Below are 13427 nucleotides of genomic sequence, written 5' to 3'. Positions count from 1 at the left end.
GCAAGGGACTAGACCATGCATTTCACCATTCAACGCGAAGCCCTGTTGAAACCCCTGCAACTGGTCGCAGGCGTCGTCGAACGCCGACAGACCTTGCCGGTACTTTCCAACGTGCTGCTGGTTGTCGAAGGCCAGCAATTGTCGCTGACCGGTACCGACCTGGAAGTCGAGCTGGTCGGTCGTGTTCAACTCGAAGAGCCGGCGGATCCGGGTTCCATCACCGTGCCGGCGCGCAAGCTGATGGACATCTGCAAAAGCCTGCCGAACGATGCGCTGATCGACATCAAGGTCGACGAGCAGAAGCTTGTGGTCAAGGCTGGCCGTAGCCGCTTCACCCTGTCGACACTGCCGGCCAACGACTTCCCTACCGTGGAAGAAGGCCCGGGTTCGCTGACCTGCAGCCTGGAGCAAAGCAAGCTGCGTCGTCTGATCGAACGCACCAGCTTCGCCATGGCCCAGCAGGACGTGCGTTACTACCTCAACGGCATGCTGCTGGAAGTCTCTGCTGGCGTCATCCGCGCCGTAGCCACCGACGGTCACCGTCTGGCCATGTGCTCGATGCAGGCCGACATCGGCCAGCCGGATCGTCACCAGGTCATCGTGCCGCGCAAAGGTATCCTCGAACTGGCTCGCCTGCTCACCGAGCCGGACGGCAATGTCAGCATCGTGCTGGGTCAGCATCACATCCGCGCCACCACCGGTGAGTTCACCTTCACCTCGAAGCTGGTTGATGGAAAATTCCCGGACTACGAGCGAGTTCTGCCTAAAGGCGGCGACAAGCTGGTTCTTGGTGATCGTCAGGCTCTGCGCGAAGCGTTCAGCCGTACCGCCATTCTGTCCAACGAGAAGTACCGTGGTATCCGTCTGCAACTGGCCAGCGGTCAGCTGAAGATCCAGGCGAACAACCCGGAGCAGGAAGAAGCGGAAGAAGAAGTGGGCGTTGAATACAACGGCGGCTCTCTGGAAATCGGCTTCAACGTGAGCTACCTGCTCGACGTACTGGGCGTGATGACCACGGAGCAGGTTCGTCTGATCCTGTCCGACTCCAACAGCAGCGCGCTGGTGCAGGAATCGGATAACGACGACTCGGCCTACGTTGTCATGCCGATGCGTCTGTAATCATGTTCAGCAGAAGCTAGATGTCCTTAAGTCGCGTCTCGGTCACCGCGGTGCGCAATCTGCACCCGGTGACCTTCTCTCCCTCCCCCCGCATCAATATTCTTTACGGCGCCAACGGCAGCGGCAAAACCAGTGTTCTGGAAGCCATCCATCTGCTGGGGCTTGCCCGTTCGTTTCGCAGCACCCGTCTGTTGCCGGTCATTCAATACGAACAGCTTGCCTGTACGGTTTTTGGCCAGGTTGAGCTGGCGGAGGGTGGGCATAGCGCCTTGGGCATCTCACGGGATCGCCAAGGGGAATTCCAGATCCGTATCGATGGGCAGAATGCTCGCAGCGCCGCGCAACTGGCCGAGATCTTGCCACTGCAACTGATCAATCCGGATAGCTTTCGATTGTTGGAAGGCGCGCCGAAGATTCGCCGACAGTTTCTCGACTGGGGTGTGTTCCACGTGGAACCGCGCTTCATGTCAACCTGGCAGCGCTTGCAGAAGGCCCTGCGCCAGAGAAACTCTTGGCTGCGGCATGGTACACTTGACGCCGTTTCGCAAGCGGTTTGGGACAGGGAACTGTGCCAGGCCAGCGCTGAAATCGATGAATACCGCCGCGCTTATATCAAAGCCTTGAAACCAGTCTTTGAACAAACCTTGAGCGAACTGGTTGAGCTTGAAGGCTTGACGCTCAGCTATTACCGCGGCTGGGACAAGGACCGTGAACTGAGTGCTGTGCTCGCCGGGTCTCTTCAACGGGACCAGCAAATGGGACATACCCAGGCCGGACCACAACGCGCTGATTTGCGGCTCAGACTGGGCGCGCACAACGCCGCGGACATCTTGTCCCGAGGCCAGCAGAAGTTGGTGGTTTGCGCATTACGGATTGCCCAAGGGCACTTGGTCAGCCAGGCTCGACGCGGTCAGTGTATTTATCTGGTGGATGACTTGCCGTCCGAACTGGACGAGCACCACCGTCGCGCCCTTTGCCGCTTGTTGGAAGACTTACGCTGCCAGGTATTTATCACCTGTGTAGATCACGAATTATTGAGGGAAGGCTGGCAGACGGAAACGCCAGTCGCTCTGTTCCACGTGGAACAGGGCCGTATCACCCAGACCCACGACCATCGGGAGTGAAGGCATTGAGCGAAGAAAATACGTACGACTCAACGAGCATTAAAGTGCTGAAAGGCCTGGATGCCGTACGCAAACGTCCCGGTATGTATATTGGCGACACCGACGATGGCAGCGGTCTGCACCACATGGTGTTCGAGGTGGTCGACAACTCGATCGACGAAGCGCTCGCCGGCTACTGCGACGACATCAGCATCATCATCCACCCGGATGAGTCCATCACCGTTCGCGACAACGGCCGTGGCATCCCGGTAGACGTACACAAAGAAGAAGGCGTTTCGGCAGCCGAGGTCATCATGACCGTGCTGCACGCCGGCGGTAAATTCGACGACAACTCCTACAAGGTTTCCGGCGGTCTGCACGGTGTGGGTGTGTCGGTAGTTAACGCCCTGTCGGAAGAGCTCGTCCTGACCGTTCGCCGTAGCGGCAAGATCTGGGAACAGACTTACGTCCACGGTGTTCCGCAAGAGCCGATGAAAATCGTTGGCGACAGCGAAACCACCGGTACACAGATCCACTTCAAGGCTTCCAGCGAAACCTTCAAGAACATCCACTTCAGCTGGGACATCCTGGCCAAGCGGATTCGTGAACTGTCCTTCCTCAACTCCGGTGTCGGTATCGTCCTCAAGGACGAGCGCAGCGGCAAGGAAGAACTGTTCAAATACGAAGGCGGCCTGCGTGCGTTCGTTGAATATCTGAACACCAACAAGACCCCGGTCAACCAGGTGTTCCACTTCAACGTCCAGCGTGAAGACGGCATCGGCGTGGAAATTGCCCTGCAGTGGAACGACAGCTTCAACGAGAACCTGTTGTGCTTCACCAACAACATTCCACAGCGCGACGGCGGTACTCACTTGGTGGGTTTCCGTTCCGCACTGACGCGTAACCTGAACACCTACATCGAAGCAGAAGGCCTGGCGAAGAAGCACAAAGTCGCCACTACCGGTGACGATGCCCGTGAAGGCCTGACCGCGATCATTTCGGTAAAAGTGCCGGATCCGAAGTTCAGCTCCCAGACCAAAGACAAGTTGGTGTCTTCCGAAGTGAAGACCGCGGTCGAACAGGAAATGGGCAAGTACTTCTCCGACTTCCTGCTGGAAAACCCGAACGAAGCCAAGCTGGTCGTCGGCAAGATGATCGACGCGGCCCGTGCCCGTGAAGCGGCACGTAAAGCCCGTGAGATGACCCGCCGCAAAGGTGCGCTGGACATCGCAGGCCTGCCGGGCAAACTGGCCGACTGCCAGGAAAAGGACCCTGCCCTGTCCGAACTGTACCTCGTGGAAGGTGACTCCGCGGGCGGCTCTGCCAAGCAGGGGCGTAACCGCAAGACCCAGGCGATTCTACCCCTCAAGGGTAAAATCCTGAACGTCGAGAAGGCACGCTTCGACAAGATGATCTCTTCCCAGGAAGTGGGCACCTTGATCACTGCGCTGGGCTGCGGCATCGGTCGCGAAGAGTACAACATCGACAAGTTGCGCTATCACAACATCATCATCATGACCGATGCTGACGTCGACGGTTCGCACATCCGTACCCTGCTGCTGACCTTCTTCTTCCGTCAGCTGCCGGAGCTGATCGAGCGTGGCTACATCTACATCGCTCAGCCGCCGCTGTACAAAGTGAAGAAAGGCAAGCAAGAGCAATACATCAAAGACGACGACGCCATGGAAGAGTACATGACGCAGTCGGCCCTGGAAGATGCGAGCCTGCACCTGAACGAGGAGGCACCGGGTATCTCCGGTGAAGCCCTCGAGCGTCTGGTGAATGACTTCCGTCTGGTGATGAAGACCCTCAAGCGTCTGTCGCGCCTGTACCCACAGGAACTGACTGAGCACTTCATCTACCTGCCGGCTGTCAGCATGGATCAGTTGTCCGATCATGCAGCGATGCAGGACTGGCTGGCCCAGTACGAAGTGCGTCTGCGTACTGTCGAGAAGTCGGGTCTGGTCTACAAGGCGAGCCTGCGTGAAGACCGTGAGCGTGGCGTGTGGCTGCCAGAGGTTGAACTGATCTCCCACGGCCTGTCGAACTACGTCACCTTCAACCGCGACTTCTTCGGCAGCAACGACTACAAGACCGTCGTTTCCCTGGGCGCTCAACTGAGCACCCTGCTCGACGATGGCGCGTACATCCAGCGTGGCGAACGCCGTAAGTCGGTCACCGAGTTCAAGGAAGCCCTGGACTGGCTGATGGCCGAAAGCACCAAACGCCACACCATTCAGCGATACAAAGGTCTGGGCGAGATGAACCCGGACCAGCTGTGGGAAACCACCATGGACCCAAGCGTGCGTCGCATGCTGAAAGTGACTATCGAAGACGCCATTGGCGCGGACCAGATCTTCAACACCCTGATGGGTGATGCGGTCGAACCACGTCGTGACTTCATCGAAAGCAATGCCCTGGCGGTGTCCAACCTGGACTTCTGATCCCGGTCGACATCAACGAAAAGGCCAATGCATTTGCATTGGCCTTTTTTTGCCTGCGTTTTACTCGCTCGCCGGTGCCACACTCTCCAACCGATACCCATAAATCGTCAGCAACTGCCAACCGCGATCCGCCGTCAGCCCAAGCTTGTTGCGCAGGCGATAGACGTGAGTATCGAGCGGCCGGGACGAGGACACTTCTTCATGGGGCCAGAATCGTTCGTACAGGTAATCCCGCGACCAGGCGCTGCCCATCGCGCAACTGAAGATCGAACTGTTCAGCCAATACCGACGCTTTTCTTCCGCCCAAGGTATCGATGGCGTGGGGTTGGGATTATCGATGGTCAAAGCCGTTGTGGATGGGTATAAAAAAACCGGCTATATCCGCCGGTTTTTTTACGTCCAAAAAAAACTTATGCACGTTTTTATGGTTTTTATCATTCTAAGAAATATGTAAAAAAATCATAATGTTACGTACAAGAAACGACGCTTTTCAATGAAACGGTACACAGGTTATCCACAGAATCTCAGACAACCACCTGATCGTTTGAAACCGGCGCTTGTGGAGCCGGTGGCAGTGAGCCCATTTCCCGTTGCATCTGCTCGTTCCACGCCTGGACCCGGTCGTTCAATTCAGCAATGGCTCGTGGTCCGGTGCCTGCGGCATACATAGGCTCGCCAATGATCACAGTGATGACGCCCTGCTTCTTCGCCCAACCGGTTTTCGGCCAGAACTTGCCTGCGTTGTGCGCAATCGGCAGCACCGGCAATTCGGCGTTGACCGCCAAGGCACTGCCACCGCGCGAGAACTTTCCGACGGTGCCGAAAGGAACGCGCGTGCCTTCGGGGAAGATCAGCACCCAGACATTGTCCTTGAGCAACTCATCACCTTTTTGAGCCACATGCTTGAGTGCTGCTTTCGGGTTGTCGCGATCGATGGCGATCGGTCGCAGCATGGCCATGGCCCAACCGAAGAACGGCACATAGAGCAACTCACGTTTGAGCACCTGGCTCAGCGGTGAGAAGTAGGCGGAGAGAAAAAACGTCTCCCAGGTACTCTGATGGTTCGATTGAATCACGCACGGCCGTTCAGGTACGTTCTCGGCACCCTTCACTTCGTAGCGAATACCAAGGAACACTTTGCTCAGCCACAGGGCACAACGGCACCAATACACGTTGATGAAGCGATAACGTGCCTTGAAGGGCAGAAACGGCGCGATAAAAAAACTCAGGCTGCACCACAGCAATGAGCTGGTGCCCAGCAGCAGGTAAAAGAGGAAGGTTCTGATGGCCTGCAATATCGACATGGTGACGTTTACCGTTGCGGGAATTGCCCGCCTGTATAAAGCGCACTCCTGATGGGTCCTTTATCAGGAATTTCAGAAGCACTCTAATTGTGGATAAGTTCTGCGGCAATCGCCGCCAGATCGTCAAAAATCAATGTGCCAACCGGAAGGGTCTTGCCCAAAGTCTTTTCGCCTTTCCCGGTCTTTACCAAAACTGGCTGTGAATCGACGGCTTTGGCGGCTTCCAGGTCACCAAGGCTGTCGCCGACGAACCAGAGATCGGTCAGCGACACGTTGTAATGAGCGGCGATGGTTTTCAACATCCCGGGTTTCGGCTTGCGGCAATCGCAGCCTTCGTCCGGCCCATGCGGGCAGTAGACGATCAGGCCGACTTCACCACCCTGCTCCGCCACCAACGCGCGCAAGCGCTCGTGCATGGCATTGAGGGTGGCAAGGTCGTAATAGCCGCGAGCGATGCCCGACTGGTTGGTAGCGACGGCTACCGTCCAGCCAGCCTTGCTCAACTGCGCGATGGCTTCGATCGATCCGGGGAGTGGAATCCACTCCTCCACCGACTTGATGTAAGCGTCGGAGTCGTAATTGATCACTCCGTCCCGATCGAGAATCAGCAGTTTCAACAGCAGTCCCTCAACCCAGCAGCGAAATGTCGGCGACGCCGAGGAACAACCCACGCAGACGTGCCAGCAACGCATAACGGTTGGCGCGGACCTTTGCGTCCTCCGCATTGACCATCACGGCTTCGAAGAACGCATCCACCGGCTCGCGCAAGGCGGCCAGACGCGCCAGCGATTCGCTGTACTGACGGGTCGCAGCCATTGGCTGCACCGCTTGATCCGCTTGCTGGATCGCCGAGTACAGGGAGAACTCGGCGGCGTTGTCGAAGTACTTGGCTTCGACGGTGGTCGGCATGCTGCCTTCGAGTTTGCTCAGCAGGTTCGATACGCGCTTGTTCACCGCGGCCAGTGCAGCGGCTTCCGGCAATTTGCGGAACGCTTCCACCGCTTGTACGCGCTGATCGAAATCCAGGGCCGAACCCGGTTTCAGGGCACGTACCGACAGGTAGGTGGCAACATCCACGCCTTCGTCTTCGTAACGGGCACGCAGACGGTCGAAGATGAACTCCAGCACCGAATCAGCCAGGCCGGCAGCCTTGACCTTGCTGCCGAACGAGTTGACGGCGAAGGCCACGGCGTCGGTCAGGTCGAGGTCGAGCTTCTTGTCGATCAGGATCCGCAGCACGCCGAGCGCGGCACGGCGCAGAGCATACGGGTCTTTGCTACCGGTGGGCAGCATGCCGACACCGAAGATCCCGACCAGGGTGTCGAGCTTGTCGGCGATCGCCACGGCCGCACCGGTCAGGGTGGTCGGCAGTTCAGCGCCGGCACCGCGCGGCATGTATTGCTCATTCAGCGCCAGCGCGACATCTTCCGGCTCGCCATCGTTGAGGGCGTAGTAGTAACCGGCGACACCTTGCATCTCCGGGAACTCACCGACCATCTCGGTCGCCAGATCACACTTGGACAGCAGGCCGGCACGCGCCGCCCATTGAGCGTTACCACCAATGTGTGGAGCGATGAACGCGGCCAGCCTGGATACGCGTTCGGCCTTGTCGTAGACGCTGCCGAGTTTTTCCTGGAACACCACGTTTTGCAGGCGCAGGTTGAAGTCTTCGAGCTTTTGCTTCTTGTCTTGCTTGAAGAAGAACTCTGCGTCGGTCAGGCGTGGGCGAACCACTTTCTCGTTACCGGCGATGATCTGCTGTGGGTCCTTGCTCTCGATGTTGGCCACGGTAATGAAACGTGGCAGCAACTTGCCGTCGGCGTCCAGCAGGCAGAAGTACTTCTGGTTGTCCTGCATGGTGGTGATCAGGGCTTCCTGCGGCACGTCGAGGAAGCGCTCCTCGAACGAGCACACCAGCGGCACCGGCCATTCGACCAGCGCGGTCACTTCATCGAGCAGCGCTGGAGGAACGATTGCCGTGCCTTCCTGACGGGTGGCCAGCTCTTCGGTGCGCTTGCTGATGATCTCGCGACGCTCGTTGGCGTCGGCCAAAACGTAGGCGGCACGCAGGTCGGCCAGGTAGCTGGACGGCGAACCGATGCGCACGTTTTCCGGGTGATGGAAGCGGTGGCCACGGGAATCGCGGCCGGCCTTCTGGGCGAGGATGGTGCAGTCGATGACCTGGTCACCGAGCAGCATCACCAGCCACTGGGTCGGACGAACGAATTCTTCCTTGCGCGCGCCCCAACGCATGCGTTTCGGGATCGGCAGGTCGTTCAGCGAATCTTCGACGATGGTCGGCAGCAGGCTCGCAGTCGCCTTGCCGGCGATGCTCTGGCTGTAGCGCAGTTTCGGGCCGCTCTGATCGATTTCGCTCAGCTCGACGCCGCACTTCTTGGCGAAGCCCAATGCTGCCTGGGTCGGGTTGCCTTCAGCATCGAACGCGGCCTGACGCGGCGGGCCGTCGAGGTTGATGCTGCGATCCGGCTGCTGGGTGGCCAGTGCGGTGATCAGCACGGCCAGGCGGCGCGGAGCGGCATAAACGGTTTTGCTCTCGTAGTTCAGGCCGGCAGCTTGCAGGCCCTTGTCGATACCGGCGAGGAACGCCTCGGCCAGGGTGTTCAGGGCTTTGGGTGGCAGTTCTTCAGTGCCCAGTTCAACCAGAAAATCCAGAGCACTCATTGTGCAGCCTCCAGCTTGGCCAGTACTTCATCACGCAGGTCCGGGGTCGCCATCGGGAAGCCCAGCTTGGCGCGAGCCAGCAGGTAGGCTTGCGCAACGGAACGCGCCAGGGTGCGTACACGCAGGATGTATTGCTGACGCGCGGTCACCGAGATCGCCCGGCGCGCATCCAGCAGGTTGAAGGTGTGGGAAGCCTTCAACACCATTTCGTAGCTCGGCAACGGCAGCGGCTGGTCGAGTTCGATCAGGCGCTTGGCTTCGCTTTCGTAGAAATCGAACAGTTCGAACAGCTTGTCGACATTGGCGTGTTCGAAGTTGTAAGTGGACTGCTCCACTTCGTTCTGGTGGAACACGTCGCCGTAGGTCACTTTGCCGAACGGACCGTCAGCCCACACCAGGTCGTAGACCGAGTCCACGCCTTGCAGGTACATGGCCAGACGTTCGAGACCGTAGGTGATCTCGCCGGTCACCGGGTAGCACTCGATGCCGCCCGCTTGCTGGAAGTAGGTGAACTGGGTCACTTCCATGCCGTTGAGCCAGACTTCCCAGCCCAGACCCCAGGCGCCGAGGGTCGGCGATTCCCAGTTGTCTTCGACGAAGCGAATGTCGTGGACCAGCGGGTCCAGGCCAACGTGCTTGAGAGAGCCCAGGTACAGTTCCTGGAAGTTGTCCGGGTTCGGCTTCAGGACCACCTGGAACTGGTAGTAGTGCTGCAGACGGTTCGGGTTTTCACCGTAACGGCCGTCAGTCGGACGGCGGCTTGGCTGCACGTAGGCGGCGTTCCAGGTTTCCGGGCCGATGGCGCGCAGGAATGTTGCGGTGTGGAAAGTGCCGGCGCCTACTTCCATATCGTAGGGCTGAAGTACCACACAACCTTGCTCGGCCCAGTATTGCTGGAGGGCGAGGATCAAGTCTTGGAAGGTACGCACGGCTGGCGTAGGCTGGCTCACGAAATTCACCTGTTTCTTGGGCTGCGATTTAAAGAGCGGGAGTATACCCGATTCATTGCTGCGCACGCCCCCTGGAGCCTTATGCCACGCTGCTTTTGGTGTTCCGAAGATCCGCTGTACATGGCTTATCACGATCAGGAGTGGGGCACGCCGCTACGGGATGCGCAGGGATTGTTCGAGTTGCTTTTGCTCGAAGGGTTCCAGGCCGGGCTTTCCTGGATCACCGTGCTGCGCAAGCGCGAGCGTTATCGCGAAGTTTTGTTCGGCTTCGACGTGCAGCGCGTGGCGCAGATGAGCGATGCCGAAATCGACGAGCTGATGCTCGATCCCGGCATCATCCGCAACCGACTCAAGCTCAACGCGGCCCGGCGCAATGCCCAGGCCTGGCTGGCGCTGGAGGATCCGGTGGCGTTTCTATGGTCATTCGTCGGCGGCACGCCTGTGATCAATCATTTCAAGGATCGCAGCGAAGTCCCGGCCGTGACGCCGACTGCCGTGGAAATGAGCAAAGGCTTGAAAAAGGCCGGTTTCACGTTCGTCGGGCCGACCATCTGCTACGCGCTGATGCAGGCCTCGGGCATGGTCATGGATCACACCCGCGATTGCGACCGCTACGCGCAGCTGGCGAACGGCGGTTAGAATGGCCGCCTCGCGCACAGCACAAGATCAGGAGTGACCTGTGGATAAGTTTAAAGGCGCCTTGCTGGTAGGCGCTCTGCGGCTGTTTGCCCTGCTTCCGTGGTGGGCCGTGCAGGCCGTGGGCTCGGCGATTGGCTGGGTTATGTGGAAAACCCCGAACCGTTCCCGCGACGTGGTACGGATCAATCTGTCCAAGTGCTTTCCGGACATGGACCCCGCCGAGCGTGAACGCCTGGTGGGCCAGAGCCTGAAAGACATCGGCAAGTCCCTGACCGAGAGTGCCTGCGCCTGGATCTGGCCGGCCCAGCGCTCCATCGACCTGGTGCGCGAAGTCGAAGGCCTCGACGTATTGAAGGACGCCCTTGCCTCCGGCAAAGGCGTGGTCGGCATCACCAGCCACCTGGGCAACTGGGAGGTGCTCAATCACTTCTATTGCAGCCAGTGCAAACCGATCATTTTCTACCGCCCGCCGAAATTGAAGGCAGTGGATGAGTTGCTGCAAAAGCAGCGGGTGCAATTGGGTAACAAGGTCGCCGCTTCCACCAAGGAAGGCATCCTCAGTGTCATCAAGGAAGTGCGCAAAGGTGGTGCAGTGGGCATTCCCGCTGACCCGGAACCGTCCGAATCCGCTGGGATCTTCGTGCCGTTCTTCGCCACTCAGGCACTGACCAGCAAGTTCGTACCGAACATGCTGGCTGGCGGCAAAGCAGTTGGCGTATTCCTGCACGCCCTGCGCCTGCCGGACGGTTCGGGCTATAAAGTGATCCTTGAAGCCGCGCCAGAGGCCATGTACAGCACCGATACGGCAGAATCCTGTGCGGCCATGAGCCAAGTGGTCGAGCGCTATGTGCGGGCGTACCCGAGCCAGTACATGTGGAGCATGAAGCGCTTCAAGAAGCGCCCACCGGGTGAAGAGCGTTGGTACTGACTGACTTGGCACGCTCTGTGGATAACCTGTAGGAGCGAGCTTGCTCGCGATGGACGTTAACGATGATGTGGGCTGCCAGGTTGAACGCGGCACCCTGGCATCCATCGCGAGCAAGCTCGCTCCTGCACGTATCCACAACCGTTCATCAAGGGCGCAAAAAGATGTCCGAACACCGCAAATCATTTCGCATCAAGATCAGCCACGAAAGCATCGGCGATTGCCTGGGCCAGACGCGCAACCTGTCGACCACCGGCGTCTACGTCAAGCATCCGAAACTGTCGACTCTGCCCAAAGGCGCGGTGGTTTACGGTCAGGTGCAGGGCTTACCCACAGGCGCGCCGCGGGTGCGCATGGAAGTGGTGCAGGTGGACGCCGAGGGCATCGGTTTGCGTTATCTCTGAGTCAGTGCGCCTGACGCTCGAGCTTCTTCAGGAACACCGTCATTTCCTTCTCGGCCTGCTTGTCGCCATGGGCGCGAGCGGCTTCCAGGCCTTGCTCCCAGGCTTGGCGCGCGGCCGTAACGTCCGCCAGTGCCAGATGGGCCTTGCCCAGTAGTTTCCACGCCGCCGAATACTTCGGATCGAATTCGACGCAGCGCTGGAAATGCTCCGCCGCCTTGGCGTTTTCCCCCAGATCCAGATAGCCCTTGCCCAGACCGAAGCGTAGCAATGAGTTATCCACACCCTTGGCGAGCATTTTTTCCAGGGATTCGATCATCGGTGGATTCCTTGCCTGAGGCATGTCAGGGGTTGATTTACTGTAGGGGCGAGCTTGCTCGCGATGAACCTGAAAGCGACGCGGGGTGTCTGGTTTCCAGCATTATCGTTGACGACCATCGCGAGCAGGGCTCGCTCCTGCAAAGGCAGGCCCCGGATCAGAAGAAGCTCAGCCCCACATGGAACAACTTCTCTACATCGCGAATATGTTTTTTATCCACAAGGAACAGAATCACATGGTCCCCCGCTTCGATCACGGTGTCGTCGTGGGCGATGATCACCTCTTCGTCGCGGATAATCGCACCGATGGTGGTGCCCGGCGGCAGGCCAATGTTCTCGATGGCCTTGCCGATCACCTTGCTCGATTTCGCATCGCCATGGGCAATCGCCTCGATGGCCTCCGCCGCACCCCGGCGCAGTGAATGCACGCTGACGATGTCGCCCCGGCGCACGTGGGCCAGCAATGTGCCGATGGTCGCCAGTTGCGGGCTGATGGCGATGTCGATGTCGCCGCCCTGGATCAGATCGACATAAGCCGGGTTGTTGATGATGGACATCACCTTCTTCGCGCCCAGGCGCTTGGCCAGCAGCGACGACATGATATTGGCTTCGTCGTCGTTGGTCAGGGCCAGGAAAAGGTCAGCGTCGGCGATGTTCTCTTCCATCAGCAGGTCGCGGTCCGAAGCGCTGCCCTGCAACACCACCGTGCTGTCCAGTGTGTCGGAGAGATGACGGCAGCGTACAGGGTTCATCTCGATGATTTTCACCTGATAACGGCTTTCGATGGCCTCGGCCAGACGCTCGCCAATCTGCCCGCCACCGGCGATGACGATGCGTTTATAGGTTTCGTCGAGACGGCGCATTTCGCTCATCACCGCACGAATGTTCGCCTTGGCGGCGATAAAAAATACTTCGTCGTCGGCTTCGATCACCGTGTCGCCCTGGGGCAGGATCGGCCGGTCACGACGGAAAATCGCCGCAACGCGGGTTTCCACGTTCGGCATGTGTTCACGCAACTGCCGCAGTTGCTGGCCCACCAGCGGCCCGCCGTAGTACGCCCGCACCGCCACCAATTGCGCCTTGCCTTCGGCGAAGTCGATCACCTGCAAGGCACCGGGGTGCTGGATCAGGCGCTTGATGTAGTTGGTGACCACTTGTTCCGGGCTGATCAGCACGTCCACCGGAATCGCTTCGTTCTGGAACAACTGCTCTTCGCGGGTCAGGTACGCGGCTTCGCGAACCCGGGCGATCTTGGTCGGGGTGTGGAACAGGGTATGGGCGACCTGACAGGCGACCATGTTGGTTTCGTCGCTGTTGGTCACCGCGACCAGCATGTCGGCGTCATCGGCTCCAGCCTGGCGCAACACGGTCGGGAATGAGCCACGACCTTGTACCGTGCGGATGTCCAGGCGGTCACCAAGGTCGCGCAGGCGTTCGCCATCGGTGTCGACCACAGTAATATCGTTGGCTTCGCTGGCCAGGTGTTCCGCCAGCGAACCGCCGACTTGCCCTGCACCGAGGATGATGATTTTCATCCAGTCA

Annotated in this window: 12 protein-coding genes and 1 pseudogene; 6 read left to right on the top strand and 7 right to left on the bottom strand. The window is 59.1% G+C overall.

The window, feature by feature from the left end; translation table 11 throughout:
* Nucleotides 1–15: 15 nt before the first annotated feature.
* The 3 genes from dnaN to gyrB are packed head-to-tail and all read left to right on the top strand — an operon-like array spanning nt 16 to nt 4666.
* Nucleotides 16–1119 (top strand): DNA polymerase III subunit beta, encoded by a 1104-nt coding sequence (dnaN, locus tag KGB20_RS28470; RefSeq protein ID WP_007969885.1) that lies wholly within the window; start codon nt 16–18, stop codon nt 1117–1119.
* A 20-nt stretch (nt 1120–1139) separates the two neighbouring features.
* Nucleotides 1140–2243, top strand: coding sequence for a DNA replication/repair protein RecF (gene recF, locus KGB20_RS28465; RefSeq protein ID WP_007969883.1), 1104 nt, complete (start codon nt 1140–1142; stop codon nt 2241–2243).
* Nucleotides 2244–2248: 5 nt separating this feature from the next.
* Nucleotides 2249–4666 carry a DNA topoisomerase (ATP-hydrolyzing) subunit B gene (gene gyrB / locus KGB20_RS28460; protein WP_102669486.1) on the top strand — a complete coding sequence of 806 codons (2418 nt, stop codon included), beginning with the start codon at nt 2249–2251 and terminating at the stop codon, nt 4664–4666.
* Between the two features lie 60 nt (nt 4667–4726).
* Here gyrB and KGB20_RS28455 read toward each other — a convergent pair.
* The 5 genes and pseudogenes from KGB20_RS28455 to glyQ all read right to left on the bottom strand — a co-directional run.
* Nucleotides 4727–4909, bottom strand: a pseudogene (locus KGB20_RS28455) (helix-turn-helix domain-containing protein); the annotation flags it as partial.
* 281 nt (nt 4910–5190) lie between these two features.
* Complete coding sequence (locus KGB20_RS28450; RefSeq protein WP_057712652.1) at nt 5191–5970, bottom strand: lysophospholipid acyltransferase family protein; 780 nt, start codon at nt 5968–5970, stop codon at nt 5191–5193.
* A gap of 83 nt (nt 5971–6053) precedes the next feature.
* Complete coding sequence (gene gmhB, locus KGB20_RS28445) at nt 6054–6593, bottom strand: D-glycero-beta-D-manno-heptose 1,7-bisphosphate 7-phosphatase (RefSeq protein ID WP_167362881.1); 540 nt, start codon at nt 6591–6593, stop codon at nt 6054–6056.
* A gap of 4 nt (nt 6594–6597) precedes the next feature.
* On the bottom strand, nt 6598–8652 hold the full coding sequence (glyS, locus tag KGB20_RS28440) for a glycine--tRNA ligase subunit beta (protein WP_057712650.1): 2055 nt from the start codon (nt 8650–8652) through the stop codon (nt 6598–6600).
* Nucleotides 8649–9602, bottom strand: coding sequence for a glycine--tRNA ligase subunit alpha (gene glyQ, locus KGB20_RS28435; protein ID WP_003187265.1), 954 nt, complete (start codon nt 9600–9602; stop codon nt 8649–8651). The genes glyS and glyQ overlap by 4 nt, the downstream gene beginning before the upstream one ends.
* 81 nt (nt 9603–9683) lie before the next feature.
* On the opposite strand from glyQ, the gene tag reads away from it, so the two are divergent.
* From tag to KGB20_RS28420, 3 genes are all read left to right on the top strand, one after another.
* On the top strand, nt 9684–10241 hold the full coding sequence (gene tag / locus KGB20_RS28430; RefSeq protein WP_057712649.1) for a DNA-3-methyladenine glycosylase I: 558 nt from the start codon (nt 9684–9686) through the stop codon (nt 10239–10241).
* A gap of 40 nt (nt 10242–10281) precedes the next feature.
* Nucleotides 10282–11169 (top strand): lysophospholipid acyltransferase, encoded by an 888-nt coding sequence (locus tag KGB20_RS28425; RefSeq protein WP_057712648.1) that lies wholly within the window; start codon nt 10282–10284, stop codon nt 11167–11169.
* A gap of 161 nt (nt 11170–11330) precedes the next feature.
* Nucleotides 11331–11570, top strand: coding sequence for a PilZ domain-containing protein (locus KGB20_RS28420; protein WP_154909737.1), 240 nt, complete (start codon nt 11331–11333; stop codon nt 11568–11570).
* A 1-nt stretch (nt 11571) separates the two neighbouring features.
* On the opposite strand, the gene KGB20_RS28415 is transcribed toward KGB20_RS28420, so the two are convergent.
* Together KGB20_RS28415 and trkA are read right to left on the bottom strand one after the other, a co-directional pair.
* On the bottom strand, nt 11572–11886 hold the full coding sequence (locus KGB20_RS28415) for a tetratricopeptide repeat protein (protein WP_102669489.1): 315 nt from the start codon (nt 11884–11886) through the stop codon (nt 11572–11574).
* 157 nt (nt 11887–12043) lie between these two features.
* A complete protein-coding gene (gene trkA, locus KGB20_RS28410) occupies nt 12044–13420 on the bottom strand; it encodes a Trk system potassium transporter TrkA (protein ID WP_057712646.1) in 1377 nt (458 codons plus the stop codon).
* Between the last annotated feature and the right edge of the window lie 7 nt (nt 13421–13427).

Source organism: Pseudomonas sp. BF-R-30, assembly GCF_019956175.1.
GTDB lineage: Bacteria > Pseudomonadota > Gammaproteobacteria > Pseudomonadales > Pseudomonadaceae > Aquipseudomonas > Aquipseudomonas jessenii.
This window is presented reverse-complemented; position numbering and strand designations above follow the sequence as displayed.